At 63.7% G+C, this 23,340-nt stretch carries 23 protein-coding genes; 17 read left to right on the top strand and 6 right to left on the bottom strand.

Annotation, left to right across the window (positions count from 1 at the left end; all coding sequences use genetic code 11):
- Nucleotides 1-93 precede the first annotated feature (93 nt).
- On the top strand, nucleotides 94-1,023 hold the full coding sequence (locus ACJ8IN_RS03775) for a LysR family transcriptional regulator (RefSeq protein WP_308325400.1): 930 nt from the start codon (nucleotides 94-96) through the stop codon (nucleotides 1,021-1,023).
- 259 nt (nucleotides 1,024-1,282) lie between these two features.
- Here ACJ8IN_RS03775 and ACJ8IN_RS03770 read toward each other — a convergent pair whose 3' ends face one another.
- Nucleotides 1,283-2,410 (bottom strand): iron-containing alcohol dehydrogenase, encoded by a 1,128-nt coding sequence (locus ACJ8IN_RS03770; protein ID WP_060438132.1) that lies wholly within the window; start codon nucleotides 2,408-2,410, stop codon nucleotides 1,283-1,285.
- A 229-nt stretch (nucleotides 2,411-2,639) separates the two neighbouring features.
- Between ACJ8IN_RS03770 and ACJ8IN_RS03765 the strand changes: the two genes are divergently transcribed.
- From ACJ8IN_RS03765 to ACJ8IN_RS03755, 3 genes are all read left to right on the top strand, one after another.
- Complete coding sequence (locus ACJ8IN_RS03765) at nucleotides 2,640-3,398, top strand: helix-turn-helix transcriptional regulator (RefSeq protein WP_043148191.1); 759 nt, start codon at nucleotides 2,640-2,642, stop codon at nucleotides 3,396-3,398.
- A gap of 220 nt (nucleotides 3,399-3,618) precedes the next feature.
- Nucleotides 3,619-4,920 carry an NAD(P)/FAD-dependent oxidoreductase gene (locus ACJ8IN_RS03760; protein WP_151428307.1) on the top strand — a complete coding sequence of 434 codons (1,302 nt, stop codon included), beginning with the start codon at nucleotides 3,619-3,621 and terminating at the stop codon, nucleotides 4,918-4,920.
- An 18-nt stretch (nucleotides 4,921-4,938) separates the two neighbouring features.
- Nucleotides 4,939-5,304: a cupin domain-containing protein gene (locus tag ACJ8IN_RS03755; RefSeq protein ID WP_060423115.1), complete on the top strand. Its 366-nt coding sequence runs from the start codon at nucleotides 4,939-4,941 to the stop codon at nucleotides 5,302-5,304.
- A 39-nt stretch (nucleotides 5,305-5,343) separates the two neighbouring features.
- Here the strand turns inward: ACJ8IN_RS03755 and ACJ8IN_RS03750 are convergent, their stop codons facing one another.
- From ACJ8IN_RS03750 to ACJ8IN_RS03735, 4 genes are all read right to left on the bottom strand, one after another.
- Nucleotides 5,344-6,150: an alpha/beta hydrolase gene (locus tag ACJ8IN_RS03750; protein ID WP_041037782.1), complete on the bottom strand. Its 807-nt coding sequence runs from the start codon at nucleotides 6,148-6,150 to the stop codon at nucleotides 5,344-5,346.
- A 95-nt stretch (nucleotides 6,151-6,245) separates the two neighbouring features.
- Nucleotides 6,246-7,358: a class II histone deacetylase gene (locus tag ACJ8IN_RS03745; protein WP_033648541.1), complete on the bottom strand. Its 1,113-nt coding sequence runs from the start codon at nucleotides 7,356-7,358 to the stop codon at nucleotides 6,246-6,248.
- Nucleotides 7,355-8,542, bottom strand: a complete 1,188-nt coding sequence (locus ACJ8IN_RS03740) for an MFS transporter (RefSeq protein WP_060422573.1) — start codon at nucleotides 8,540-8,542, stop codon at nucleotides 7,355-7,357. The genes ACJ8IN_RS03745 and ACJ8IN_RS03740 overlap by 4 nt, the downstream gene beginning before the upstream one ends.
- 139 nt (nucleotides 8,543-8,681) lie before the next feature.
- Nucleotides 8,682-9,329: a helix-turn-helix transcriptional regulator gene (locus tag ACJ8IN_RS03735; RefSeq protein WP_033636963.1), complete on the bottom strand. Its 648-nt coding sequence runs from the start codon at nucleotides 9,327-9,329 to the stop codon at nucleotides 8,682-8,684.
- A gap of 482 nt (nucleotides 9,330-9,811) precedes the next feature.
- Here ACJ8IN_RS03735 and ACJ8IN_RS03730 point away from each other — a divergent pair, with 482 nt between their 5' ends.
- The 7 genes from ACJ8IN_RS03730 (at nucleotide 9,812) to ACJ8IN_RS03700 (ending at nucleotide 17,273) form a co-directional block, all read left to right on the top strand.
- Nucleotides 9,812-11,524: an arylsulfatase gene (locus ACJ8IN_RS03730; RefSeq protein ID WP_308325401.1), complete on the top strand. Its 1,713-nt coding sequence runs from the start codon at nucleotides 9,812-9,814 to the stop codon at nucleotides 11,522-11,524.
- Nucleotides 11,521-12,705, top strand: coding sequence for an anaerobic sulfatase maturase (locus ACJ8IN_RS03725; RefSeq protein ID WP_049194547.1), 1,185 nt, complete (start codon nucleotides 11,521-11,523; stop codon nucleotides 12,703-12,705). The genes ACJ8IN_RS03730 and ACJ8IN_RS03725 overlap by 4 nt, the downstream gene beginning before the upstream one ends.
- A gap of 129 nt (nucleotides 12,706-12,834) precedes the next feature.
- Nucleotides 12,835-14,328: an APC family permease gene (locus ACJ8IN_RS03720; protein WP_308325402.1), complete on the top strand. Its 1,494-nt coding sequence runs from the start codon at nucleotides 12,835-12,837 to the stop codon at nucleotides 14,326-14,328.
- Nucleotides 14,303-14,893, top strand: a complete 591-nt coding sequence (locus tag ACJ8IN_RS03715) for a DUF3156 family protein (protein ID WP_197767046.1) — start codon at nucleotides 14,303-14,305, stop codon at nucleotides 14,891-14,893. The genes ACJ8IN_RS03720 and ACJ8IN_RS03715 overlap by 26 nt, the downstream gene beginning before the upstream one ends.
- Nucleotides 14,886-15,668, top strand: a complete 783-nt coding sequence (locus ACJ8IN_RS03710) for an SDR family NAD(P)-dependent oxidoreductase (protein WP_033636968.1) — start codon at nucleotides 14,886-14,888, stop codon at nucleotides 15,666-15,668. Before ACJ8IN_RS03715 ends, ACJ8IN_RS03710 begins: the two co-directional genes overlap by 8 nt.
- A gap of 11 nt (nucleotides 15,669-15,679) precedes the next feature.
- Nucleotides 15,680-16,477, top strand: a complete 798-nt coding sequence (locus tag ACJ8IN_RS03705) for a molybdenum cofactor biosynthesis F family protein (protein WP_033636970.1) — start codon at nucleotides 15,680-15,682, stop codon at nucleotides 16,475-16,477.
- Between the two features lie 4 nt (nucleotides 16,478-16,481).
- Nucleotides 16,482-17,273, top strand: a complete 792-nt coding sequence (locus ACJ8IN_RS03700; protein ID WP_060423258.1) for an SDR family oxidoreductase — start codon at nucleotides 16,482-16,484, stop codon at nucleotides 17,271-17,273.
- A 56-nt stretch (nucleotides 17,274-17,329) separates the two neighbouring features.
- Here the strand turns inward: ACJ8IN_RS03700 and hpaR are convergent, their stop codons facing one another.
- Complete coding sequence (gene hpaR, locus ACJ8IN_RS03695; RefSeq protein ID WP_308325403.1) at nucleotides 17,330-17,782, bottom strand: homoprotocatechuate degradation operon regulator HpaR; 453 nt, start codon at nucleotides 17,780-17,782, stop codon at nucleotides 17,330-17,332.
- A gap of 327 nt (nucleotides 17,783-18,109) precedes the next feature.
- Between hpaR and ACJ8IN_RS03690 the strand changes: the two genes are divergently transcribed.
- Genes ACJ8IN_RS03690 through hpaH form a run of 6 tightly spaced genes read left to right on the top strand, consistent with a single transcriptional unit; the run spans nucleotide 18,110 to nucleotide 23,320 of the window.
- On the top strand, nucleotides 18,110-18,742 hold the full coding sequence (locus ACJ8IN_RS03690) for a fumarylacetoacetate hydrolase family protein (RefSeq protein WP_033636979.1): 633 nt from the start codon (nucleotides 18,110-18,112) through the stop codon (nucleotides 18,740-18,742).
- Complete coding sequence (locus ACJ8IN_RS03685; protein WP_033648528.1) at nucleotides 18,739-19,503, top strand: fumarylacetoacetate hydrolase family protein; 765 nt, start codon at nucleotides 18,739-18,741, stop codon at nucleotides 19,501-19,503. The genes ACJ8IN_RS03690 and ACJ8IN_RS03685 overlap by 4 nt, the downstream gene beginning before the upstream one ends.
- Nucleotides 19,500-20,954, top strand: coding sequence for a 5-carboxymethyl-2-hydroxymuconate semialdehyde dehydrogenase (gene hpaE, locus ACJ8IN_RS03680; RefSeq protein ID WP_041037801.1), 1,455 nt, complete (start codon nucleotides 19,500-19,502; stop codon nucleotides 20,952-20,954). The genes ACJ8IN_RS03685 and hpaE overlap by 4 nt, the downstream gene beginning before the upstream one ends.
- A 37-nt stretch (nucleotides 20,955-20,991) precedes the next feature.
- Nucleotides 20,992-22,065 carry a 3,4-dihydroxyphenylacetate 2,3-dioxygenase gene (gene hpaD / locus ACJ8IN_RS03675; protein WP_004933173.1) on the top strand — a complete coding sequence of 358 codons (1,074 nt, stop codon included), beginning with the start codon at nucleotides 20,992-20,994 and terminating at the stop codon, nucleotides 22,063-22,065.
- A gap of 50 nt (nucleotides 22,066-22,115) precedes the next feature.
- Nucleotides 22,116-22,502 (top strand): 5-carboxymethyl-2-hydroxymuconate Delta-isomerase, encoded by a 387-nt coding sequence (locus tag ACJ8IN_RS03670; RefSeq protein WP_004933172.1) that lies wholly within the window; start codon nucleotides 22,116-22,118, stop codon nucleotides 22,500-22,502.
- A 14-nt stretch (nucleotides 22,503-22,516) separates the two neighbouring features.
- The gene (hpaH, locus tag ACJ8IN_RS03665) at nucleotides 22,517-23,320 is read left to right on the top strand and encodes a 2-oxo-hept-4-ene-1,7-dioate hydratase (protein ID WP_039567496.1); all 804 of its coding nucleotides are present in this window, start codon (nucleotides 22,517-22,519) and stop codon (nucleotides 23,318-23,320) included.
- The last annotated feature ends 20 nt before the right edge of the window (nucleotides 23,321-23,340 follow it).

Raw genomic sequence — 23,340 nt, 5'->3', positions numbered from 1 at the left:
ACCGAGTTGTTAACGAATTGTTGTGCGAAATTGACTATGTACCGCTTGTTCTCTACTGTGAATAATCATATGTCGAAACTTACTTAAGGTTTTATGCAAGTAAAAAAGCGCGCGCTGTTAGGGCAATTGTCGGATATGGATCTGCGTTTGTTGCGGGTATTCAAGGCCGTGGTCGACTGCGGCGGCATGAGCGCCGCCGAACTGGAGCTGAACATCAGCCTGTCGACCATCAGCAAACACATCAAGGATCTGGAACAGCGGCTGGGTCTGACGCTGTGCCAGCGCGGGCGCGAGGGCTTTGCGGTCACCGACGAGGGGCTGTTGATCTACCAGGAAACGGTCAACCTGCTGGCGGCCACCGAGGCGTTCCGGCGCGGGGTGGACGAGGTGCACCAGCGCCTGGGCGGGCAGCTGCACGTGGCGATATTCGACCATACGGTCAGCAATCCGCAGGCGCAGATCGGCCGAGCCATCGCGTTATTCAGCGAGCGCGCGCCGGAGGTTTCTTTGCAAATGTACGTGGAGCCGATTAATACCATTGAGCGCGGCGTCATTGACGGGCAATTTCAGATTGGCGTTATTCCGATGCACCGCAGCGCGGAAAGTTTATCTTATCATTCGTTATTCAGTGAGAGGATGTTCTTATATTGCGGCGCGCAGCATGAATTATTTTCCGCCCCCCATGAAACATTAAATTGGGATCTGCTGCACAATTATGCCTTCGCCGGATTAGGCTACCATTCGCCGAATATGGAACTGAGCCTGCAGCAACATTTGCATCGCAAGGCGACGGGGTTCGCGCAGGAGTCGATCGCCACGCTGATCCTCTCCGGCAAATACGTCGGCTTTTTGCCGGATCACTACGCGGCGTTTTTCGTGGCGCAGAACCTGATGCGGGCGATCAAACCGGCGCTGTTCCGCTATCACTGCGAATACTCCAGCGTGCTGCGCCGCTCGCCGGTGCCGCAGCGGGTGGTGAAGCTGTTCCATGAGTGCCTGCTGGCGGCCCACGGAACAGCGTGACGCTTACTGCTCTTTCTTCTTGCCGAAGATCCTGATCAGCGCGCCGACCAGGATGCCGACCGCGATGCCGGCGAAGATCCAGCCGATGATGCCCATTTCCTTAACTCCTGCTAGTGCGTTGATCTGATTATACCCGTCATACTTGAAACTGCATCTGTGTTGGCTGCGAGTGCGTACGCCAGTCACTGACTTGAGTAAGCTCTTGGCGAGCCACCTCTTGCCGCCGGGATGCCGCTCCAACTATTTAGGGTAGAAATAGTCATTCGACGCGAAATGCCTCTTCGATCATCCGTTGCCGCTGCGCCGGCGCATAGTCGATCCAGGAATTCTTGCTGTTGGATTTGTCCAGCGCAACCGCCAGTTCCTGGCCGGAAATCGGCAAATCGTCCTGCCAGAACGGCGCGATGGCGTGGCGGGTGATGAAATCGGTCAGGTAGCTCTCCGGGCTGCCCTGCCAGTGCGGATACAGGCGCGCGGCCAGCTCGGCCATCAGCGCGCGTTGCTGCGGCTGTTCGCTGCTTTCCAACAGGGCGAGGAACGGCAGCAGCAGGCGGCCGCAGACCTGGCCGTGGTGGTAGTCGCGCAGCGCGCCGATCTCGCCGGCGATGCCGTGGATCACCCCCAGCCCGGCGGCGCTCAGCGTCAGTCCCCCGAGGTAGGAAGCCTGCATAATCGCTTCGCGCGCCGCATCGCTGCGGTTGAGCGCCGGCCAGGCCGCAAGGAAGTGGCGGATGCCGCTCAGCGACATGTCGCGCGTCATGGCGCCGGCGGTTTTCGACAGATAGGCCTCGAACAGGTGGGTGAAGGCGTCGATGGCGCAGTAGGCCAGCACCTTGTCCGGCGCGCCCGCCAGCAGCTGCGGATCGAGAATGGCGGTGTGCGGCACGAAGTTATTGTGGCGCAGCGAGGCCTTCACTTTGCTGACCTGAGTGTCGGTGATCACCGCGTTCTGCGTCACCTCGCTGCCGGTGCCGGCGGTGGTGGGAATGGCGATCAGCGGCAGGGTGGCGCCGCTGATTTTGCTGTCGCCCACCTTTTCCATATAGCGCAGCGTCGGCAGCGGATGCTCCACCAGCGCGGAGAACGCCTTGGCGGCGTCCAGCACGCTGCCGCCGCCGATGGCCACCACGCGCCGCGCCTGGCCGCGCCAGCGCGCCACCCAGGCGTCAATTTCCTGCGGTGACGCCTCGTGGCTGACGATCTCGGTGCCGATGAACAGTGGCGCCAGCGATTCGCGCAGGCCGGCGTACACCGGGCCGTTGAGAAAAGATCGGCAGCTGAACAGCAGCGTTGGCTGCGGATCGGCAAGCAGCAGCGGCGGCAGTTGCCGGATGCTGCCGTGGCCGAACCAGGTCTGGCGGTTGGCGATGATGTGGCTGACGGACATGAGGTCTCCTTGACGGCGTTGCAGGGCGCGATGCCACAGCATAAGCCAGCGGGCGCAGAGCGGCCACCGCTTTCCCCGCTGCGGCAACTTGTGAGTTGTTTAACATGTAAACGATCGCGTTCTTGCATTTCGGCGCGCCTGATGCTTTTTTTAACAGTACCGGCCGTCATGCGGCCAACCCCATCCGAAATTGGTAGATTGTTAATGTATTAATAATGGCGAGGCGGGTATGGATATTCAGGTTGAACGCTTGTCTGCGGTGATCGATGCGGTGGCCAGCCCGCGCTTTTATCCCAGCCTGTTGAACTGGCTGGAAGGTTTTTTCGCCTTCGACAACGCCATCGTTTATGCCTTCGAACGCGGCCGGCCGCCGCGCTGCCTGATCAAAACCGAGCGGGAAAACAGCGATGCGGTCAACCAGCTCTACCAACAGGGCGCCTATCTGCAGGATCCGTTTTACCGTGCGCTGAACGACGGCGGCGCAGGCGAGGTGCTCACGCTGCGCCAGCTGGCGCCCTGCGGGTTTTATCACAGCGACTATTACCGTAATTTTTATCGCAAGACCGGCTGGCACGACGAGGCCGGCGTGCTGCTGCAGCTGACGCCGGAGCGCGGGCTGGGGGTGTTCTTCGGCTCGGCGCGCCGCACGGTGGCGGTGCGCTACCCGCAGCGGGCGGATCTGCGCAGCGCGCTGACGCTGGTGAAAAGCGTGGCGCGGCTGCACGGCGAAGTGGTGGCGGCGCCGGCCGAGGCCGACACGGGGAACGACGATGGCGCGCAGGCGCGCTATCTGCTGACGCCGCGCGAGCGCGAGATTGTCGATCTGATCCTCGCCGGCTGCGGTTCGCAGCAGATTGCCGACCGGCTGTTCATCAGCCTCGGCACGGTAAAAAATCACCGAAAGAACATCTACGGCAAGCTGAACATTGGCTCGCAGGCCGAACTGTTCAGCCTGTTGCTGACCGCCCCGCAGCGCCGCAGCGCGTGAATGTATCGATCTATCCCCTATAGCTTTCAAGCTACAGCTAGGCGGCCAGGACGAGCGTCCCCAGGAGCTTACTTAGGTAAGTGACTGGGGTGAACGTCAGCAGCCAACAACGCTGTAGTTTGAAAGATGAAGGGGACGAATGTCCCTAAGGGGACATAGCGGCACGGCTGCCGGCTCCCGATAATCCGATGTCATGGCATAGGCAATCGGGAGTGCGGCAGTGAACAACGAAATCGAGTCCTTAACCTACTACGCGGCGACCAAAAAATACGATCTGCGCTTCCCGACGCTGGAAGAGGATCTGGACGTCGACGTGGTGATCATCGGCGGCGGCTTCTCCGGCATCAACACTGCGCTGGAGCTGGCGGAGAAGGGCATCACCAACATCGCCATTCTCGAAGGCCGCTATCTGGGTTACGGCGGCACCGGGCGCAACGGCGGCCAGGTGATGGCCGGCATCGGCCACGATCTGGAGAAGATCAAGCGCCACGTTGGCCCGGCCGGGCTGGAAACCATCTTCAAAATCAGCAACCTCGGCGCCGGCATCATCCGCGAGCGCATCAAGAAATATGACATCGACGCCGACTTCTGCTTCGGCTACGGCTATCTCGGCAGCAACGCGCGCCAGGAGAAGACCCTGCGCGGCTGGCTGAAGGAGTTCAAGGCGGTAGCGCCGCAGGAGGAGATTGAGCTCTATACCGGGGCGGAGGTGAAGCAGGTGGTGGGCTCCGACGCCTACACCTGCGCGCTGAAACACATGGGCGGCGGCCACGTGCATTCGCTCAACCTGCTGCTGGGCGAGGCCAAGGCGCTGAGCGGCTACGGGGTGAAAATCTTCGAGAACAGCAGCGTGCTCAACGTGGAGTATGGGTCGCGCATCACGGTGCGCACCGCCATGGGCTCGGTGCGCGCCAACAAGATGCTGTGGGCCTGCAACGGCTTCCTCAACGGCATGGAGCCGCAGATTTATCGCAAGACCATCAATACCTACGCCTTCCAGCTGGCCACCGAGCCGCTGTCTGACGATCTGATCCGCCAGATCAGCCCGATCCGCGGCGCCTACAGCGACATCCGCCCGGTGATCGACTATTACCGGGTGACCAACGAAAACCGGCTGCTGTTCGGCAGCGCCACCCGCCTGATCGAATACTTCCCGTCGGATCTCAAGGCCTGGAACCGCAACCTGATGCTGAAGGTGTTCCCGTACCTGAAAGACGTGAAGATCGATCTGGCCTGGGGCGGCCCGCTGTGCTGCAGCGCCAACCTGTTCCCGCAGATCGGCACGCTGCCGGATCGCGACAACGTGTTTTACGTGCAGGGCTACTCCGGCTTCGGCGTGACGCCGAGCCACATCGTGTGCAAGGTGCTGGCGGAAGGCATGAGCGAAGGATCCGATCGCTACGATCTGATGAGCTCGATCCCGCACGTCAACATCTTCGGCAAGGACAAGCTGCGGCGGGTGATGACCACCGCCGGTAAGGTTTGGCACCAGACATCCGGCTACTGGAAAGGCCGCCGTTAACCCTCAGAGGAGAATGACATGAAACCGTTACTGCTTAAACAACCGCTGCCGGAACTGCTGGAGATCGGCAGCGTCAGCAACCTGGGCGCCACGGTGATCGCCGGCACGCCGAGCGTCGGCGTGGCCAGCATCTTCGGCGAACCGACCGACAACCTGAACTGCGGCGTGTTCAGCTGCACCCGCGGCAGCTTCGTGATGGAATATCCGTTTGCCGAGCACGCCACGGTGTGGGAAGGCAGCGCGACCCTGACCAACGAACGCACCGGCGAATCGGTGCAGTATCAGGCCGGCGATTCCTGGTTCGTCGAGAAGGGCACCCCGGTGCGCTGGGACATCACCTCGGATCGCTTCGTCAAACACTACCTCGCCATCGTCGAGGGCTGACGCCGTCATGCCCCCCTCGGCCCGCTGAGGGGGAGCGCCTTAGCCTAACGCCCGCGCAATAAAATCGGTCACCCGCTTGAGGATCCGATCCTTATTGGTTTCGTTAAAGCTCTCGTGCCGCCCGCCCGCATTGATCATCCGTTCGAAATCGTCGCCGCGCAGACGATCGAGCGCAGTTTGCGTTTCGCTCATCAGCACCAGCCGATCGTCGTCGCCGTGGATCCACAGCGTGGGCAGCGCGCCGAAGCCCGGCCCGGCGTTGATGGCGGCGAGGATCCGCTGCATGGCGCGCAGGGTGGGGCGCTTGAACGGCCCGTGCCACACCAGCGGATCTTCCTGATACGCCGCGCCAACCGCCGGATCGCGCGCCAGGGTCGCGGTATCCAGCGGCGCGTCGGGGATCGTCGGCAGTTCGGCCAGATCGGAGATCGCCGTTCTGTCGCCAAGCAGCGGGCCGGACAGCACCAGCGCGCGCACCTCCTCGCCATAGCGCTGCACGTAGCGGGTGGCGATCATACCGCCCATCGAGTGGCCGATCACCACCAGCGGCAAGGTGGGGTATTGCTGCCGGAAATGGCTGACCACGCGCTGCACGTCGTCGACCACGGCGTCATAATCCTCGATCAGCACGCGTTCGCCCTGCGACAGGCCGTGGCCGAGATGGTCGGGGCCAAACACCCGCGCGCCCTGCGCCTGTAGCGTGCGCGCCACGTATTGGTAACGGCCGAGATGCTCGCCGTAGCCGTGTATCAGCAGCGCCAGATAGCGCGGCTGGTCATTTCCCCAATCATGCACGGCGATGTCGCCGTGACGGCCTTTGATAAAGCTGACGGTTTGTTCGGGCATCTTATTGTTCTCATGGTGGTAGGGTTGCCCTTCAGCGTAGCGGCTGGCGACGAAGTTGTCAGGGGCGCCGGGTGCGGCGCCCGCAGAGAGGGGGATTACAGGCCGAACTGGCGCGCCAGTTCGTCGAGCGCTTCGCGCTGGAAGCGATTAAAGGCGTCGCGCGGCTGCTGTTGCTGGATGAACGCCAGCAGCGGATCCTGCACTTCAGTGCGCACGCCGCTCAGCTGTTCCATTACCGCCAGCCCGCAGAACGGTACGTAGGATTCGGCGTAGCCGCCTTCGTGCACCATCACCAGTTTACCGCCGCACAGCCGGTCGGCGGCGTCCTGCACCAGCGCGGTCATGGCGCGGAAGCTGTCGCTGTGCAGCTGCATGCGCGCCAGCGGATCGAGGGCGTTGGCGTCGTAACCGCAGGCGACGATGATCAGCTCCGGCTCGAATTTTTCCAGTGCCGGGATGATGATGCGCCGCATGGCGTGCAGGTAGCCGTCGTCGCCGGCGCCAGCCAGCATCGGCACGTTAACGTTGCAGCCCGCCCCGGCGCCTTCGCCGCGATCCCGTTCGCCGGAATAGCCCGCCGGGAAGCAGCCGTCCTGATGCAGCGACAGCGTCAGCACGTCGCCGCGCTGCCAATAGATGTGCTGGGTGCCGTTGCCGTGGTGCACGTCCCAGTCTAGCACCGCTACCTTGCCGAGGCCGTAGCGGGCCTTGGCGCGCTCGATGGCGATCGGAATATTGGCCAGGAAGCAGAAACCCATCGATTGATCCGGCAGGCAGTGGTGGCCCGGCGGGCGCGACAGCGCATAGGCGTTATCCAGCTCGCCCTGCAGCACCGCCTCCACCGCCGCGCAGGCCAGCCCGGCGGAGAGTTTGGCAATTTCATAGCTGCCCGGCCCCAGCGGCGCTTCCTCTCCCAGCAGGCCGCCGCCGCTGTCGCTCACCTGTTTGAAACGCTGCAGGTAGTGGGCGGGGTGAATGCGCAGCAGGTCTTCTTCCGTCGCCGGTTCGGCGCTCAGCAGGGTGAGCTGGCGCGACAGGCCGGACACGTCCATCAGGTTCTTCATGCGCCGTTTGGTTTCCGGCGACTCGGCGTGGCCGGCGCCCGAGGGCGGTTGTACCCAGCCGCCGACCGGCAGGGTGGTGGCGTGCAGGCCGGTGCTGTGCCAGAAACAGCGTTCATCAAACAAGAAACCGGTTGTTCTTTTCACCTTTCTCCTCCAGTTATACGGCGCGGTGCGCGCGGTGAAGCCAGCGAAATCAACAGCAGCGACAGCAGCGCGCAGCCCAGCGCGCCGAACAGCAAGGCGTTGAAACCGCCGGAAGATTCGATCAGAGAGCCGGCCAGCGTCGGGCCGATGGCCATGCCGCCGCCGATCACCAGGTTGATGCCGTTCATCAGCTTGCCGTCGTTATCCAACCCGGCGACGCGCGCCAGAATGAACGGCAGCACGAAGGTCCAGGTGAACTTGAACAGCAGGGCCGCCAGGGCGAAGCGCAGCAGCAGGGGCTGGCCCGTCAGCAGCGCCACGCTGGCCAGCAGCAGGGCGTACCCCAGTACGATCGGGCGCCCGCCGCCGAAGCGCGCGCCGATCAGCGCCGCGGCCCCCGCGCCGACGATGCCGAGCAAGGTGGCGACGGCCAGCACCTGGCCGCTGTGGGCCGGCGACAGCCCGGCGCCGGCGGCGATGCCGCCGATAAAGGTCCAGACCGCGCTCAGGCTGATGTAAAAGGTCAGCACCGCCAGCACGGCGCACAGCTTGCGCGCCAGCGAGGCGGCGGGGCCGCTGCGGGCGGCGCGGGCAGCGGTGAAACCGTTGGGGAACGCCGGGATGAGCGGCAGGCAGCACAGCATGATGGCCGCCAGAATCAGGTAGACCGCCATCAGGCCGAAGTGCGCGAACAGCGGCGGCAGCACCAGCAGCCCGACCGCGCCCAGCACCAGCTGGCCGAGCACCCAGAAGGCATAGACCCGGCTGGGATTGGCGGTGCCGGCGGCGCAGGTGATGCACAGGATCATCAGGGTGCCGCCCGCCAGCGAGGCGATAAAGCGCAGCGGCAGCAGCAGGGTAAAATCCTGCGCCAGCGCCGAAGCCAGGTTGCCGGCGATAAACACCAGCGCCGACAGCGTAGCGACCCGCCGCCAGTTGATGCGCCCGATCCACCACCACGCCGGCAGCGTGGCCAGGCTCATGGCGCCGAGTTCGGTGGAGAACAGGTGGCCGATCTGCGCCGGGCCGAGCTGCCACTGCGCGGCGAGCTGGGCGGCCACGGCGGGGGCGGTCATCAGAATGCCCGGCGCGATGGCGGCGAAGACGATAATGGCGGTCAGCAGCCGCGGCGGGCAGGGGAGCGCCGCGCCGACGGCGGGCGCGGAAACCGAATCACTGGACATAAACCTTTTCCCCAAGCGTTGAGTGACGATGAAATATCCCGCCCGGCCCGATTGCGGGCAGGGGGAGGCCGCGCCATAAATGGCGAATACGTTTTGGCGTTATTTTCCGGCCGTCGGCAGCGGCGGCCGTTATCGGGCGTTAACCGTGGGCGAGAAAGCCGCCGGCGACCAGTTCGGTGCGGTTCACCACGTCGGTTTTGGCGAAAATATTGCGCATATGGGTTTTCACCGTGGACAGCGAAATACCCAGCTTCAGGGCGATGCGCTTATTGCTGGCACCTTCGCGCACCAGGTTGACGATCTCTTGCTCTTTGGCGGTCAGCATCTGCGCCTCGCCGTCGGGCAGCAGATCGCGCGTCGCCAGCTCGATCAGCGGCAGCACCGCGCGCAGGCGGCCGCGCTCCACTTCGGTAAACGGCGTATCGCGGATCAGCGATACCCCGGCGACGATGCGCTTGCGCTGGCGGATGAAGATCTCCGTCATGTCGCGCATGTCGTTCGGCAGCATAAAGTCGTGGTAATAGCGGCGGTTGCCGGCGATCGCCGCCGGGCTCATGCCGACCATGGTGATGTCCTGGCGATGGAAATTGGCCGGTTGCAGCGGGTCTATCTGTTGGAAGTGGTTCAGATACTGCTGATGCGTTTTATCGGGCATGCCATACAGGATGTAGTGATCCGGCCGCAGGTCGCGATCGACCAGATAAAACACCCCGGCGGACACCGGGATCAGGTGCGTAATGGTCGCCAAACAACTGTTGATAAAGGCATCGGATGCTGTGCTGTGCATGATTCGTGTTCCTCCCTTTATCGTTCAATCTGGAGAAGGTTGGCGGTCAATATATGAACGATACAAGCATAGTTGTAGCAATTTGGCAACACAATAAAAACATATTAACAACGTGAGGCCGATTGCAATAAAACACATAAATAACAAGATGACACTGCGTTAATCAGGGCTTTTCGGTTCGGATTTATCGTGATTTTCATTAATAGGTTAATGAAATAATTAACCGCTTTTCCCGCTGAATTTACAGCGCTTTTCAATGTTTGCCCGGACGAAGCCCTTGCCGCCCTGCGCGTGCTACAGCCGATACCGTCGCCGTCGTCCCTCGTTCTTAAGAACGATAGCCAGGCTTTTCCGCCGCTTCCTACACTGCGAATTGAAGATAGCGCCAGGCGGCGCCAAACGTATAAGACGAAAAAATGATGACCTTTCTCGGGCTGAGGCGTCGGGTTGTTCAGTCCGCATGACCATACGGGGAACGAACGATGCAGAAAAAAACGTTGGCGGTGGCGTTGAGCGGCGCCTTATCGGGCCTGGCGCAGGGGGCGGACGCCGATCGCCCCAATGTGCTGATCATTCTGGTGGACGACATGGGCTACTCCGACATCAGCCCGTTCGGTGGCGAGATACCGACGCCCAACCTGCAGGCGTTGGCCGAACGGGGCGTGCGCATGAGCCAGTACTACACCTCGCCGATGTCGGCGCCGGCGCGCTCGATGCTGATGACCGGCAACACCAATCAGCAGGCCGGCATGGGCGGCATGTGGTGGTATGAGAGCACCGCCGCGCAGCCGGGCTATGAAATGCGCCTGACCGACCGCGTGACCACGCTGCCGGAGCGTTTTCGCGACGCGGGTTACGCCACCATGATGGCGGGCAAATGGCACCTGGGCTATGTCGACGGCGCCAAACCGACCGATCGCGGCTTCGAGCGCGCCTTCGCCTTTATGGGGGGCGGCACCAGCCATTTCGACGATGCGAAACCGCTGGGCACCGTGGAGGCGTTCCATACCTTCTACACCCTGAACGGCAAACGCGTGTCGTTGCCCAAAGATTTCTATTCCAGCAAGGCCTATGCCGATCAGCTGGAACAGTGGATCCGCGAGACGCCGCAGAATAAGCCCGTCTTCGCCTATCTGGCGTTCACCGCGCCGCACGATCCGCTGCAGGCGCCGGATGACTGGATCGCCAAATTCGACGGCAAATACGACGCCGGTTACCAGCAGGCCTATCAGCGGCGCATTCAGCGCCTGAAGGCGCTGGGGCTGATTTCCGATCGCACGCCGATGCCGACGCTGGCGCTGGATAAGGCCTGGAATGCGCTGACGCCCGAGCAGCAAAAATATGAAGCCAAGACCATGCAGGTGTACGCGGCGATGATTGCTTACATGGACGATCAGGTCGGCGCGGTGCTGAACACCCTCAAGCAGACCGGCCGCGACCAAAATACGGTGATCGTGTTCGCCACCGACAACGGCGCCAACCCCGCCAGCGGCTTTTACTACGGCTCGAAGCCGGAGTATTGGCGGCAGTTCGACAACAGCTACGCCAACCTCGGCCGCAAGGGCTCGTTCATCTCCTACGGGCCGCACTGGGCCAACGTCAGCAACGCGCCGTACGCCAATTACCACAAAACCACCAGCGCGCAGGGCGGCATCAATACCGATTTCATCATCTCCGCGCCGCGGCTGAAGGGGCGCGGCGGCATCGACCGCACGCCGATGGCGGTGTATGACATCGCCCCGACGCTGTATGACTATGCCGGCATCGACGCCAACAAACCACTGAAGGCCAAACCGACGCTGCCGATGGTCGGCGTCAGCTTCAAACGCTATTTCAGCGGCGAGGCTGACCGCGTGCCGCGCGCGACCTACGGCGTGGAGCTGCATAACCAGGCCGCCTATGTGGACGGCGTCTGGAAGCTGCGGCGGTTGGTGAAGGCCGGGCCGACGGCGCAGATGGCGCCGTGGGGGCTGTTCAACCTGCATGACGATCCGCTGGAAACGCGCGATCTGGCCGCCACCAACCCGGAGCGAGTCAAACGGCTGAGCGAGGCGTATCGCCGCTTTGCGCAGCAGGGCATGGTCATTGAAGCCAAAGGCGCAGCGATCGACTACCTCGGCGTCGACGCCGGCACCGGCGACTACATCGGCCTGGATCCGTTGACCCACAAACCGTTGCCGCAGGCGGCGCCATGAACCTGGCCCAGCTGCGCGCGCAGCAGATCCCGGTAGAGAGCGAACCGCGCGCGGCGGCGCCTTTTCATCTGTTGGTGAAGCCGATCGGCGCCGGCTGCAACCTGGGCTGCCGCTACTGCTACTATCCGCAGCGCCAGCAGGAGCGGACGCGCAAGATGGACGACGACCTGCTGGCGGAATTTATCCGCGGCTACATCGCCGCCCAGCCGCGTTACAGCCGCGAGATCAACTTCGTCTGGCAGGGTGGTGAGCCGCTGCTGGCGGGGATCGGTTTTTACAAGCGGGCGCTGGCGTTGCAACGCCGCTACGCGCCGCCGGGCGTGCGGATCAGCAACAGCCTGCAGACCAACGGCACCCTGCTGAACGACGCCTGGTGCCGGCTGTTCCGGCAGCATCACTTTATCCTCGGCGTCAGCCTGGACGGCGATCGCGAGGTGCAGGACGCCCACCGGCCGGACAAGCGCGGCGGTGCCAGCTATGACGCCGCGCTGCGCGGCATTGCGCTGTTGCAGCGCCATCAGATCGATTTCAACCTGCTGATGGTGGTGCACGACGGCGTCGCGGATCGCGCCGAGGCGATCTACGATCATGCGGTGGCGATCGGGGCGCGTTATCTGCAGTTCCAGCCGCTGATGCTGGAAGGGGATGCGCCCACCGCCGGCTATGGGCTGAGCGCCGCCAACTGGGGGCGCTTCATGCTGGCGGTATACCGCCGCTGGCGCAGCCGCGGGCACGTCGGCCAGGTCTTCGTAATGAACATCGAGCAGGTCTACGCGCAGTATTTCACCCACGTCAGCCCCAGCTGCGTACACGCCGAACGCTGCGGCGGCAATCTGGTGATGGAGCCGGACGGGCGGCTTTACGCCTGCGATCATCTGATCAACGCGCAGCACCTGCTCGGCCATGCCGATCGCCACACGCCGCTCGCCACCCTGGCGGCAAGGGCGGCGGAGATGCCGTTCGGTAAAAACAAGAGCCTGCGCCGCGAGTGCCAACGCTGCAGCGTGAAAAGCGTCTGCCAGGGCGGCTGCCCGGCGCATGTGGGCGAAGATCGCTACAACCGGCTGTGCGCCGGCTATTACGCCTTCTTTTCCGCGCTGCTGGCGCCGCTGCGCGCCTACCCGCGCAGCCCGCAGGGGGCGATGCAGTGGCGCGCCGCCGTGAGCGCGGCCGCAGGTTGAAACCGTCTCGTCCTTAAGGACGATAGTCAGCATTTTCCTTTCCTCTCTATAGTGAGATTACCGCCGCTGGCGGTGAAAAACCTGCAAGCACCTGCATGCATCAGGCCAAAACTATAAGAGGAAATAACCATGAACCTGTCGTCGCGGTTGCACGCCCACCTGGCTCGAGGCAAGGTCGGCTTTCCCACCACCCTGGCCAGTTCGGTCGGGGTGATCATGGCCAGCCCGGTGATCCTGACGGTCACCAGCGGCTTCGGCATCGGCGGCGACACCTTCGCGCTGGCGATGCTGATCGCCTTCATCATGATGCAGGCGCAGCTCACCACCTTCTCCGAAGCGGCGGCGCTGCTGCCGACCTCCGGTTCGGTTTACGACTACATCTCCTGCGGCATGGGGCGCTTTTTCGCCATCACCGGCGCGCTGTCGGCCTACCTGATCGTGCACATCTTCGCCGGCACCGCCGAAACCATTCTTTCCGGCATCATGGCGCTGGTGAACTTCGAGCACCTCAACACCCTGATGGAAAGCCACAACGCCTCCTGGATGGTCGGCGTCGGGCTGGTCATCGTGTTCGGCCTGCTCAACGCGTTCGGCATCGAGGCCTTCGGCAAGGCGGAGATCGTGCTGACCTTCGCCATGTGGAGCACGCTGGTGATTTTTGGCATCGTCGGGCTGCTGTCGCCGCATGCGGTGCCGCTCGAGGGCTGGTTCGGCAGCACGCTGAGCCTGAACGATCCCTTCGCGGTGTTCAGCCTGATCGGCATGGCGATGTTCATGTTCGTCGGCTGTGAGCTGGTGACGCCGATGGCGCCGGAGATCAAACGTTGCGATCGGGTGATCCCGCGCGCGATGGCGCTGGGGCTGTGCGGCGTGGCGGTGTGCATGGCGCTGTATGGCGCGGCGCTCAGCCACCAGGTGGAAAACGTGGTGATCGACGCCGCCAGCGGCGTGCGCCTGCTGGAAACGCCGATGGCCATCCCGGCGTTCGCCGGCCAGGTAATGGGCCAGTTCGGCAAATACTGGCTGGGCGTCGGCCTGTTGCTGGCCGGCGCCGCGACCATCAACACGCTGATGGCGGCGGTGCCGCGCATTCTGTACGGCATGGCGCTGGACGGCGCGCTGCCGCGCATGTTCGCTTATCTGCACCCGCGCTTTAAAACGCCGGTGGTCGGCATTCTGGTGGCGGTGTTGATCCCCTGCGTACACGCCTTCGCCATTCAGGGCAACCTCGACAGGATCATTCCGCTGGTGCTGGCGGCGGTGTGCGCCTGGGGCGTGGCCTACCTGCTGGTGACCTGCTCGGTGGTGATCCTGCGCGTGCGCCGCCCCGATCTGCCGCGCGCCTATAAATCGCCGTGGTTCCCGCTACCGCAGATCGTTTCCAGCGTCGGCATCGTGCTGGCCATCGTTTACATCACGCCGCCGGGAATGAACCCGAGCGATATCTACATTCCCTTCGGCTGGATGATCGGCCTGACCGCCGCCTATGCGCTGTTCTGGACGCTGTGCGTGCAGAAAGTGAATCCGTTCAAGCCGGTGCCGGTCGAGCAGGTGCTGGAGAACGCGTTCGCCAAGGGTGAAAACGAGGAGGCGCAGTTTGATCGGCTTACTTCCCTCACTTAATCGCGCCTGGCGGCGAGCGCCGTCGGGCTATCGGCCGGGCGCCGCGCTGGATCGTTTGGCGCGCAACCTGGAACCCTACGCGTGCGAACGCCTGGCGCCGGGCCTGCTGCGGCTGACGCTGCCGCAGGGGCCGCAGATCGAGATCGGCGAACAGGTGCAGGGGCTGTTTATGGCGCATATCGTCAGCCACCGCTTTCGGTTGCAGGGCGCGTGCGCGATGCAACCTCCGCTGACGCTGGACGTGGTGACCGGCGGCTGGCTGCGGCGGCGCGGGGTGCGTTATCTGCTGCGCCAGCGCCATGCGGCCGCGCAGCGGTTGCTGGACGGCCTGCAGCGCTACCCGCAGATCGGCGAGACGCTGGCGCAGCTGGATTTTCGCCGCGTGCGGCTGACGGCGAACGATGGGCGCTGGCAGGTGGATATCGAGCATTTTGCCGCGTCGGAGGTGGTCAGCCGTTTACCGGCCGGCCGCCGCTACCTGCGGCTGGATGCCGAACAGCGGCGGCTGCTGTTGAGCAGCCTGCTGATGATCGGCCAACTGATGGAGAAGCTGAATCATGAATAGAGTGGTTGTGATTACCGGCGGCGGCACCGGCGTCGGCGCCGCCTGCGCCCGTCTGCTGGCGGCGCAGGGCGATCGGGTGTTCATCATCGGCCGCCGCCCGGAACCGCTGGCGGCGCTGGCGCAAGAGATCGGCGCGCAGGCGCTGGTGGGCGATGCCGCCAGCGGCGAGAGCTGGAACCACGCGCTGCTGCCGGCCATTCTGCGCGACGCCGGGCGCATCGACTGCCTGATCGGCAGCGCCGGCGGCATGGGCTTCAAGCGCATCACCGAGATGACCGACGCGCAGTGGCAAGGGGCGATGGACAGCAACCTCAACAGCGCTTTCGCCAGCGCGCGCGCCTGCCTGCCGGAGCTGATTAAAAGCGGCGGCAACCTGCTGTTCGTGGCCTCGATCGCCTCGCTGGCCGCCGGGCCGGAGGTCTGCGGCTACGTCACCGCCAAGCACGCGCTGATCGGGCTGATGCGCTCCATCGCCCGCGACTATGGCCCGCTGGGCGTGCGCGCCAACGCGGTGTGCCCGGGCTGGGTGACCACGCCGATGGCGGACGAAGAGATGCAACTGCTGATGGACGCCCATCAGATATCGCTGGAGCAGGCTTACCAGATGGTCTGCCGCGACGTGCCGCTGCGCCGCCCGGCCAGCGCCGAGGAGATCGCCCGCGTCTGCCGTTTCCTGTGTTCCAGCGAAGCTTCAATCATTACCGGCGCGGCGCTGGTGGCCGACGGCGGCTCCACCATCGTTGACGTGCCGACCCTGGCTTTCACTTCCCTGTAAGGAGCATTTCCATGAGTTCAGAAGCGGTATTCATTCAGGTTGGCGCGTTGGCGGAAGGCTTTGCGCCGCACAGCAATACGCTGGAACGGCAGCACGGGCTGGCGGGCAGCACGCTGACGCTGCGCTTTAGCGACGGCGCGACGCAGCGCTGCCGGTTTACCGACGAGCAGACGCTGGAGTGGGGCGAACGGCGCGGCGTCGCCTATCGCGCCACCAGCATTCGCCCCGGCGTGCTGTTTATCGATTTTCTCGATCCCGCCCGCGCCAACGCCAGCATTACGCTGGTATGCGACCGCAATCAGGGCAACTTCACTGCGGTATACGGCCAACTGCCGGACGAAGCGCAGGCGCGGCTCGATGCCTTCAGCCGGGTGGAACAGGGGCTGCCGCTGACCGCGGTCGAGGCCGAGTTCCGCTTCGGCACGCTGGATGACGCCGACGTGGCGCCGCCGGGCTTTACCGATGAGCTGATCGGCATGCGCAATATGTACACCTACAGCCCGACCGAGCGGTACGAGCACATCTACCTGAACGACAACTTCTACGCCTGGCAGTGTCTGGACGGCGTGGAGAAAGGGCTGGCGGACGTCGATCGCTGCCACTACGTGAAGGTGGCGGAGCAGCTTTATCTGTTCGTCTGGCGCGAGAAGATCATCCCGACGCTGGGCGTGGTGATGATCGATCTGCAGGGCATGCGCACCGACGGCAAGATCCTCGGTTATCAGGGCAGCGATTTCAGCGCGCTGAGCAACTTTGCGGTCGGCGCCCATGCGCAGGTGCTGAACACCACGCGCCACCCGCGAGGATAGGGCGATGAGCGCAACCTATGCGGCCGACGCCTTCGCGGGGCAGGCGGTGCTGGTGACCGGCGGCGCGCAGGGCATTGGGCTGGCGATCGTCAGCGCCTTTGCCCGCCTGGGCGCCGAGGTGACGATCGCGGACGTGCAGTTGCCGCAGGCGCAGGCGGCGGCGCAGGCGCTGCGGGACGAAGGGCTGAGCGTGCAGGCGCTGGCCTGCGATCTGGCCGAACCGGGGCAGATCGCCGAGCTGGTGGCGGCGGTGGGCGAGCGGCATCAACGGCTGGACGTGGTGATCCACAACGCCGCTTACTTTCCGCTGACGCCGTTCGCCGCTATCGACGCGGCCCTGCTGCAACGCACGCTGAGCGTCAATCTGATGGCGCCGTTCTTTCTGGCGCAGGCGGCGCTGCCGTGGATGCGCCGCCGGGGCGGCGGCTGCCTTCTGGTGACTTCGTCGGTGACCGGCCCGCGGGTGGCCTACCCGGGGCTGGCGCACTACGCTGCCTCCAAGGCCGGGGTGAACGGGTTTATTCGCGCGGCGGCGCTGGAGCTGGCGGCGGAGAAAATTCGCGTCAACGGCGTGGAGCCGGGGATGATCCGCACGCCGGCGATGGCCAACCTGGGCGACGCGCAGGTGAATCAGGCGATCGCCGCCTCGGTGCCGCTCGGGCGGCTGGGGGAACCGGAAGACATCGCCGCGGCGATGGTGTTTCTCGCCTCGCCGGCGGCGGCCTACATCACCGGCCAGACGCTGGTGGTGGACGGCGGCGCGCTGTTGCCGGAAACGAATTCTCTGCTTACTTGACGCTGCAGCGTTGTTGGCTGCAACGTCAATTAATTTGAGAATTCCGGTTGGTTAAATCACTGCTTGGCGGGATGCGCGGTGACGTTGGCAGGCAGGCTGTCGCCCAGCGTGATCAGCTCGTCCAGCAGCGCCATCAGCTGGTCCATTTTCTGCCGCGAGAAAGCGGCTTCAATCTCGGCGTAGCCCTGTTCCACCTGGTGGCGCGCCACTTCATACAGATCCTGGCCCTGCTGGGTCAGCGACACGTACAGCTTGCGCTGATCGTTGACCGGCTTGAGGCGGAAGATCAGCTTGTCACGCTCCATGCGCGAGAGAATGCCGGTCAGGCTGGGGCGCAGGATGCAGGTTTCCGCCGCCAGCTCGTGGAATTCGATCGAGCGGCTGTTGGCCAGCACGCGGATGATGCGCCACTGCTGTTCGGTCAAATTGTGGCTTTTCAGGATCGGGCGGAAGAACCCCATGGCGGTTTCACGCGCCTGCAGCAGGGCGATGGTTAACGATTCATGCATAAGTTTGGCCTTAGCTATCAAGGTGTTCGTTGTTACGGCGCTCGTTATGGGGGCGCCCGCCCCGCAAAGCCCGATTTTGTTAATAACTTAATAGTAGCCAAAGTTACCCGTAGGGATAAAGCAAAAATGCGTGCCGCAGCGAAAAATGGCGAGAAAAATGATTAATACGTTGAATAATCACGCTAATGTTCGTTATTTGTGAATATTTTGTTATCACGATCACAAATCACTCCAAGCGCGTTGCGTAAAAGCTGCACAGCGTATAAAAGTAATCATTAATATATTAATGAATGCCGGTTGTCATGTTTTGCCATTGGAGGAGTTCGCATGAAAGGCACCGTATTTTCCGTTGCGCTGAACCACCGCAGCCAACTGGACGCCTGGGATCAGGCGTTTCACCAGCCACCGTATCAGACCCCGCCCAAAACCCCGGTGTGGTTTATCAAACCGCGCAACACCCACCTCGCCAACGGCGGGGCGATCCCGTTTCCGGCCGGTGAAACCGTGCAGAGCGGCGGCACGCTGGCGGTGATCATCGGCGATACCGCGCGCAAGGTGCCGGTTGAGCAGGTGAGCCGTTATCTGGCCGGCTACGCGTTGGCCAACGACGTCAGCCTGCCGGAAAGCAGCTTCTATCGCCCGGCGATCAAGGCCAAATGCCGCGACGGGTTCTGCCCGCTGGGGGAGATCGGCCAACTGGAGGCCGCCGATCGGCTGGAGATCGTCACCGAGATCAACGGCGTGGAGCAGGATCGCTGGTCCACCGCCGATCTGGTGCGCTCGGTGCCGGAGCTGATCGCCGCCATCAGCGATTTCATCACCCTGCAGCCGGGCGATGCGGTGCTGATCGGCACCCCGCACCAGCGGGTGGAGATCAAACCGGGGGATGAGGTGACGGTGCGCGCCGCCGGCCTGCCCACGCTGACCAACCGCGTCACCCAAGCAGGAGCCGCATCATGAAACATGCCCGTATTCGCCATCATGGCCAGGCCGTCAACGTCCAGGTGGACGACCAGCTGCGCGTCACGCTGCCGAACGGCGAGGTGCTGCAGGAGCGCGAAGTGGAATGGCTGCCGCCGGCGCAGGGCACGGTGTTCGCCCTCGGGCTGAACTATGCCGACCACGCCAGCGAGCTGGAATTCAAGGCGCCGGAGGAACCGCTGGTGTTCCTCAAAGCGCCGAACACCCTGACCGGGCACCGCCAGGTGTCGGTACGCCCGGCCGGCGTGGAGTACATGCATTACGAAGCCGAGCTGGTGGCGGTGATCGGCAAGACCGCGCGCAACGTCAGCCGCGAGCACGCCATGGAGTACGTGGCGGGTTACACCCTGTGCAACGACTACGCCATCCGCGATTACCTGGAGAACTACTACCGGCCGAATCTGCGGGTGAAGAGCCGCGACACCCTGACGCCGATCGGGCCGTACATCGTCGATCGCGACGACGTCGCCGATCCGCACCGGCTGGCGCTCAGCACTTACGTCAACGGCGAGCTGCGCCAGCGCGGCAGCACCGCCGACATGATTTTCGACATTCCGTTCCTGGTCGCCTACCTGAGTGAATTCATGACGCTGCAGCCGGGCGACATGATCGCCACCGGCACGCCGAAAGGGCTGGCCGACGTGCAGCCGGGCGACGAAGTGGTGGTGGAGATCGAGGGCATCGGCCGTCTGGTTAACCACATTATCAGTGAAAAAGATTACGAGGAGAGCCTGCGATGAAAACCATCAACCATTGGATCAACGGCAAGAACGTCGCCAGCAAAGAGTATTTCACCACCACCAACCCGGCGAACGGCGAGGTGCTGGCGGAAGTGGCCTCCGGCGGCCAGCTGGAGATAGACCAGGCGGTGGCGGCGGCGAAAGAGGCGTTCCCCAAGTGGGCGAATACGCCGATGAAAGAGCGCGCGCGTCTGATGCGCCGCCTGGGCGAGCTGATCGACCAGAACGTGCCGCAGATCGCTGAACTGGAAACTGCCGACACCGGCCTGCCGATCCACCAGACCAAAAACGTGCTGATCCCGCGCGCTTCGCACAACTTCGAGTTCTTCGCCGAGGTGTGCCAGCAGATGAACGGCAAGACCTACCCGGTGGACGACAAGATGCTCAACTACACGCTGGTGCAGCCGGTGGGGGTATGCGCGCTGGTGTCGCCGTGGAACGTGCCGTTCATGACCGCCACCTGGAAAACCGCGCCTTGCCTGGCGCTGGGCAACACCGCGGTGCTGAAGATGTCCGAACTGTCGCCGCTGACCGCCGATCGCCTGGGCGAGCTGGCGCTGGAGGCCGGCATTCCGGCCGGGGTGCTGAACGTGGTGCAGGGCTACGGCGCCACCGCCGGCGACGCATTGGTGCGCCATAAAGACGTGCGCGCGGTCTCCTTCACCGGCGGCACCGCCACCGGCCGCCGCATCATCGAAAGCGCCGGGCTGAAGAAATTCTCCATGGAACTGGGCGGCAAGTCGCCGGTGCTGATCTTTGAAGACGCTGACATCGAGCGGGCGCTCGACGCCGCGCTGTTCACCATCTTCTCGATCAACGGCGAGCGCTGCACCGCCGGTTCGCGCATCTTCATTCAGGAGAGCATCTACCCGGAATTCGTCAAACGCTTCGCCGAGCGCGCCAACCGTCTGCGCGTGGGCGATCCGCAAGATCCCAACACCCAGGTGGGGGCGCTGATCAGCCCGCAGCACTGGGAAAAAGTCTCCGGCTATATCCGCCTCGGGGTGGAAGAAGGGGCGACCCTGTTGGCCGGCGGCCCGGACAAACCGGCCGGTTTGAACCACGGCAACTTCCTGCGCCCGACGGTGTTGGCGGATGTCGACAACCGGATGCGCGTGGCGCAGGAAGAGATCTTCGGGCCGGTGGCCTGCCTGCTGCCGTTCAAGTCGGAAGAAGACGGCCTGCGCATGGCCAACGACGTGGAATACGGCCTGGCGTCGTACATCTGGACGCAGGATGTGAGCAAGGTTCTGCGCCTGGCCCGCGGCATCGAAGCGGGCATGGTTTTCGTCAACACCCAAAACGTACGCGATCTGCGCCAACCGTTCGGCGGCGTGAAAGCCTCCGGCACCGGCCGCGAAGGCGGCGAATACAGCTTCGAAGTGTTCGCCGAAATGAAGAACGTGTGCATTTCCATGGGCGACCACCCGATCCCGAAATGGGGCGTCTAAGCCTCGGGCCACAATAATAACGAAAGAGATGAGAACAATGACGACAAAACTTACCACTAATGCTGTCCCTGCTCCCGACGTCGTGCGCTGTGCCTACATGGAAATTCAGGTCACGAACCTTAAAGCCGCACGCGAATTTTACGTCGATATCCTCGGCCTGGTCGTGACCGCCGAGGATGACAAAACCCTCTACCTGCGTTCGATGGAGGAGTTCATTCACCATAACCTGGTGCTGCGCGAAGGCCCGGTCGCCGCCGTTGCGGCGTTTGCTTTCCGCGTGCGCACGCCGGAAGACGTCGATCGCGCCGAAGCGTATTTCAAGGCGCTTGGCTGCCGCACCGAGCGGCGGGTGAACGGGTTCGCCAAAGGCATCGGCGATGCGGTGCGGGTCGAGGATCCGCTCGGCTTCCCGTATGAGTTTTTCTACGACGTGCAGCACGTCGAGCGTCTGGCCTGGCGCTACGATCTGTATACGCCGGGCGCGCTGGTGCGCCTCGATCACTTTAACCAAATCACCCCTGACGTGCCGCGCGCCGTGGAATACATCCAGGGGCTGGGCTTCCGCGTAACGGAAGACATCCGCGATGAAGACGGCGTGGTTTACGCCGCCTGGATGCGCCGCAAGGCGACGGTGCACGATACCGCGATGACCGGCGGCGCCGGGCCGCGCATGCATCACATCGCCTTCGCCACCCATGAAAAGCACAATATTTTGGCCATCTGCGACAAGCTCGGCGCGCTGCGCAAATCCGATTTGATCGAACGCGGCCCCGGCCGTCACGGCGTCTCCAACGCGTTCTACCTCTACCTGCGCGATCCCGATGGCCACCGCGTGGAGATCTACACGCAGGATTACTACACCGGCGATCCGGACAACCCGACCGTGACCTGGGACGTGCATGACAACCAGCGCCGCGACTGGTGGGGCAATCCGGTGGTGCCGAGCTGGTATACCGAAGGATCGCTGGTGCTGGATCTCGATGGGCAGCCGCAGCCGGTCATCGAACGCAGCGCGCCCAGCGAAATGGCCGTCACCATCGGCGCAGACGGTTTTTCCTACACCCGTGAGGGCGATACGGAAAAAGGTTTCAAACTTGGCAATACGCTGTAAATGCCGCTGCGCGGGCCGCGCCCGCGCCTATGCGCCGTCTGGAGAACGCTATGCCCCATTTTTACGCTGAATGTACCGACAACATCCGCCGCGAGGCGGATTTGCCCACCCTGTTCGCCAAGGTCAACGAGGCGCTGGCGGCGACCGGCATCTTTCCGCTGGCCGGCGTACGCAGCCGCGCCATCTGGCTCGACACCTGGCAGATGGCCGACGGCAAGCAGGACTACGCCTTCGTGCACATGACGCTGAAGATCGGCCACGGCCGCAGCCTGGAAAGCCGGCAGCAGGTGGGCGAGATGCTGTTTGCGCTGATCAAGGAACACTTCGCCGCGCTGATGGCGCAGCGATACCTGGCGCTCTCTTTCACTATGGAAGAGCTGGATCCGGTGCTGAATTACAAACAGAACAATGTCCACGCGCTGTTCAACAAGGCGTGAATAAGGGGTCGTAAATGCTGGATAAAGAGCAGGTTAACCGCGCCGTACAGCGCCTGCATCAGGCGGAAAAGAGTCGTGAACAGATCCGCGCGCTGTCGCTCGATCATCCCGAGATCACCATCGAGGACGCCTACGCCATTCAGCGGCAGTGGGTGGAGCTGAAGATCGCCGAGGGGCGCAAGCTCAAGGGCCACAAGATCGGCCTGACCTCGCGCGCCATGCAGGTGAGCTCGCAGATCACCGAGCCGGACTACGGCGCGCTGCTGGACGACATGTTCTTCAATGACGGCAGCGACATTCCGATCGATCGCTTTATCGTGCCGCGGGTGGAGGTGGAGCTGGCGTTCGTGCTGGCCAAGCCGCTGCGCGGGCCGAACTGCACGCTGTTCGACGTCTACAACGCCACCGACTACGTCATTCCGGCGCTGGAGATCATCGACGCGCGCAGCCACAACGTCGATCCCGAGACGCAGCGGCCGCGCAAGGTGTTCGACACCATCTCCGACAACGCCGCCAACGCCGGGGTGGTAATGGGCGGGCGGCCGATCAAGCCGGATGCGCTGGATCTGCGCTGGATCGCCGCGCTGCTGTACCGCAACGGCGTGATTGAAGAGTCCGGCGTGGCGGCGGCGGTGCTCAACCACCCGGCCAACGGCGTGGCCTGGCTGGCCAACAAGCTGGCGCCGTATGAGGTGGAGCTGGAAGCGGGGCAGGTGATCCTCGGCGGCTCCTTCACCCGGCCGGTGCCGGCGCGGCGCGGCGACACCTTCCACGTCGACTACGGCCCGATGGGCTGCATCAGCTGCCGCTTTGTCTAATAAGCAGGCTCGGCGAACCG

Source organism: Serratia sp. CY31944 (assembly GCF_052169175.1).
GTDB classification, from domain to species: Bacteria; Pseudomonadota; Gammaproteobacteria; order Enterobacterales; family Enterobacteriaceae; genus Serratia; species Serratia sarumanii.
This window is presented reverse-complemented; position numbering and strand designations above follow the sequence as displayed.

What these genes read in the sequence shown, in the direction of transcription:
- ACJ8IN_RS03775 (WP_308325400.1), top strand. Translation starts at nt 94, where the DNA reads ATGCAAGTAAAAAAGCGCGCGCTGTTAGGGCAATTGTCGGATATGGAT.
- ACJ8IN_RS03770 (WP_060438132.1), bottom strand. Translation starts at nt 2,410, where the DNA reads ATGTCCGTCAGCCACATCATCGCCAACCGCCAGACCTGGTTCGGCCAC.
- ACJ8IN_RS03765 (WP_043148191.1), top strand. Translation starts at nt 2,640, where the DNA reads ATGGATATTCAGGTTGAACGCTTGTCTGCGGTGATCGATGCGGTGGCC.
- ACJ8IN_RS03755 (WP_060423115.1), top strand. Translation starts at nt 4,939, where the DNA reads ATGAAACCGTTACTGCTTAAACAACCGCTGCCGGAACTGCTGGAGATC.
- ACJ8IN_RS03750 (WP_041037782.1), bottom strand. Translation starts at nt 6,150, where the DNA reads ATGCCCGAACAAACCGTCAGCTTTATCAAAGGCCGTCACGGCGACATC.
- ACJ8IN_RS03740 (WP_060422573.1), bottom strand. Translation starts at nt 8,542, where the DNA reads ATGTCCAGTGATTCGGTTTCCGCGCCCGCCGTCGGCGCGGCGCTCCCC.
- ACJ8IN_RS03735 (WP_033636963.1), bottom strand. Translation starts at nt 9,329, where the DNA reads ATGCACAGCACAGCATCCGATGCCTTTATCAACAGTTGTTTGGCGACC.
- ACJ8IN_RS03730 (WP_308325401.1), top strand. Translation starts at nt 9,812, where the DNA reads ATGCAGAAAAAAACGTTGGCGGTGGCGTTGAGCGGCGCCTTATCGGGC.
- ACJ8IN_RS03725 (WP_049194547.1), top strand. Translation starts at nt 11,521, where the DNA reads ATGAACCTGGCCCAGCTGCGCGCGCAGCAGATCCCGGTAGAGAGCGAA.
- ACJ8IN_RS03720 (WP_308325402.1), top strand. Translation starts at nt 12,835, where the DNA reads ATGAACCTGTCGTCGCGGTTGCACGCCCACCTGGCTCGAGGCAAGGTC.
- ACJ8IN_RS03710 (WP_033636968.1), top strand. Translation starts at nt 14,886, where the DNA reads ATGAATAGAGTGGTTGTGATTACCGGCGGCGGCACCGGCGTCGGCGCC.
- ACJ8IN_RS03705 (WP_033636970.1), top strand. Translation starts at nt 15,680, where the DNA reads ATGAGTTCAGAAGCGGTATTCATTCAGGTTGGCGCGTTGGCGGAAGGC.
- ACJ8IN_RS03700 (WP_060423258.1), top strand. Translation starts at nt 16,482, where the DNA reads ATGAGCGCAACCTATGCGGCCGACGCCTTCGCGGGGCAGGCGGTGCTG.
- hpaR (WP_308325403.1), bottom strand. Translation starts at nt 17,782, where the DNA reads ATGCATGAATCGTTAACCATCGCCCTGCTGCAGGCGCGTGAAACCGCC.
- ACJ8IN_RS03690 (WP_033636979.1), top strand. Translation starts at nt 18,110, where the DNA reads ATGAAAGGCACCGTATTTTCCGTTGCGCTGAACCACCGCAGCCAACTG.
- ACJ8IN_RS03685 (WP_033648528.1), top strand. Translation starts at nt 18,739, where the DNA reads ATGAAACATGCCCGTATTCGCCATCATGGCCAGGCCGTCAACGTCCAG.
- hpaE (WP_041037801.1), top strand. Translation starts at nt 19,500, where the DNA reads ATGAAAACCATCAACCATTGGATCAACGGCAAGAACGTCGCCAGCAAA.
- hpaD (WP_004933173.1), top strand. Translation starts at nt 20,992, where the DNA reads ATGACGACAAAACTTACCACTAATGCTGTCCCTGCTCCCGACGTCGTG.
- ACJ8IN_RS03670 (WP_004933172.1), top strand. Translation starts at nt 22,116, where the DNA reads ATGCCCCATTTTTACGCTGAATGTACCGACAACATCCGCCGCGAGGCG.
- hpaH (WP_039567496.1), top strand. Translation starts at nt 22,517, where the DNA reads ATGCTGGATAAAGAGCAGGTTAACCGCGCCGTACAGCGCCTGCATCAG.